Source organism: Protofrankia sp. CiP3 (assembly GCF_917627345.1).
GTDB lineage: Bacteria > Actinomycetota > Actinomycetes > Frankiales > Frankiaceae > Protofrankia.
Genome location: NZ_CAKJTM010000099.1, coordinates 14,555 through 16,391 on the forward strand (window position 1 = coordinate 14,555; position 1,837 = coordinate 16,391).

At 70.3% G+C, this 1,837-nt stretch carries 2 protein-coding genes and 1 pseudogene; 1 reads left to right on the top strand and 2 read right to left on the bottom strand.

From position 1 onward, the window contains the following. Window positions 1-464, top strand: a pseudogene (locus tag MJ797_RS22105) (hypothetical protein); the annotation flags it as partial. Between the two features lie 178 nt (window positions 465-642). Here MJ797_RS22105 and MJ797_RS22110 read toward each other — a convergent pair. Next, window positions 643-1,335 carry a DedA family protein gene (locus MJ797_RS22110; RefSeq protein WP_239340571.1) on the bottom strand — a complete coding sequence of 231 codons (693 nt, stop codon included), beginning with the start codon at window positions 1,333-1,335 and terminating at the stop codon, window positions 643-645. Between the two features lie 28 nt (window positions 1,336-1,363). Further along, window positions 1,364-1,687: a hypothetical protein gene (locus tag MJ797_RS22115; protein WP_239340573.1), complete on the bottom strand. Its 324-nt coding sequence runs from the start codon at window positions 1,685-1,687 to the stop codon at window positions 1,364-1,366. Between the last annotated feature and the right edge of the window lie 150 nt (window positions 1,688-1,837).

Genomic DNA, 1,837 nt, shown 5'->3' on the forward strand with positions numbered 1-1,837 from the left:
AGTCCGCCGGTAAATCCACAGGCGGCAAGACCCGCACAGGCTCGAAGTGGCTACGGCTCTACCTCCACGAAGCGGCCCGTGCCGCGTCCCGCACGAAGAACACCTACCTGTCCGCGCGGTACGGCCGGATCAAAGCCCGCCGCGGCCCGGCCAAGGCCCGCGTCGCGGTGGAGCACTCGATCCTGGTTGCCGCCTACCACATGCTCGACCGCGACGAGCCCTACCACGATCGTGGAGCCGACTACTTCACCCGCCGCCGCGACCCCCCGCCCGCCACGCCCGACGGTTGGCCGCCCAGATGGACGCCCTGGGCTACGACGTCGCGTTCACCAGACGCGAGACCCCACCCACCGATACCCCGAAGGCCGCCTGACAAGGACCTGAACCCAGCCTCGCCCATGCCCGGGCCCCGGCCCACAGCGGGCATCAGCCTGCCCGCTAAACCCATCGCGCCCAGGCCGTGAGGACTCGCCGCGGTCCCGGCACCGACAGTCCCTGGCCGTTCCAGCGTGGTCACCAGCGCCGTGGACCCCTCGCGATCATCGGTCACCTCATTTTCCCTCTAGTATTGACAGACCCGGTGAACGCCTCTACCGCCTACCGTGCAGGCGAGGAACGTCGTGGCGAACTGGAGCGGTGCGTTCACTGGTCCGGTCCGGGGGGTGGCGTGTCCGGCCGGTCGGGATCGGCCGCCGAGTCGGGATTGGTGACCGGGTCATGTCCGCGGCGGTAGCGGTGTGCGACGAGTAGCCCGGCGGTGAGAAGGAGCAGCAGCCCGGTGGACGCCCAGCCGGCTGTCTTCTCGACTGTGGTGTAGGAGGCGCCGGCGGCGTAGCCGAGCAGGGTGAACCCGATTCCCCAGAGCAGAGCGCCGGCGGCGTTGAAGGCGAGGAACCGGCGGTAGGGCAGGCGGGATACCCCTGCCAGACCGGGCATGACCGCGCGTAGGAACGCGGTGAAACGGCCGGCGAACACCGCCCGGCCCCCACGGGTCCGCAGGTAGGCACGGGCCCGATCTATAGCCGGGCGGCGCCGGCGCAGGATCGGTAGAGCCAGGACTCGTTCGCCGAAGTGCCGGCCCACCTCGTAGCCGACCGTGTCACCGCTGATCGCGGCGACGACCACGACCGCGGCCATCCCGGGCAGGCTGACCGCATGCTGGCTGGCCAGTACCCCGCCGAGTAGGACCGCGGTCTCACCGGGTAGTACGAACCCGATGAAAATCGCGGCCTCGCCGAAAGCAAGGACGCCGACGAGGGCGTAGGCGACCGGTCCGTGCAGGACGAGGAGATGGTGGAGCAGCCCCCCACCCGTCGCGATCGTGGAGGTGGTCATTGGAGTTACCTGGCAAACGGGGTCATGGTTAGTGGGGTAGGACGTGCATGGCGAGTTCGAACAGCCGCTCGACCTCCCGGCCGGCTTCGACGGCACATGCGGCGACGATCAGGCCGAGGGCGGCCGGGAGCGCGGCGGGTAGCCATCGGGGCGGTGGGGGCGGGGCGAGGAGCGCGGAGACCCGGCGGGTCACCGCATGCTCGTGGAACGCCAACACCGTGGGAGCAGCCGAGTCGGTGGTGGCGAGGGCGGCGTGGGTCAGTGCCACCGCGGCGAGGCCGCGGTCGGCAACCGCGGTGGCGGCGTCTTCATCGGCCCACCGTTCCAGCGCGTAGTCGCAGTCGGCGACCACCGGCCACAGCAGCGGGTTCAGGCCGGCGGCGAGACGGACCGCGAGCCGGTAGCCAAGATGGACATGACGCAGATGCGACTGTTCGTGAGCGAGTAGGACCCGCCGTTCCGCCGCGGTCAGGGCGCGCAGCAGAGCCTGTCAGATTTTTTG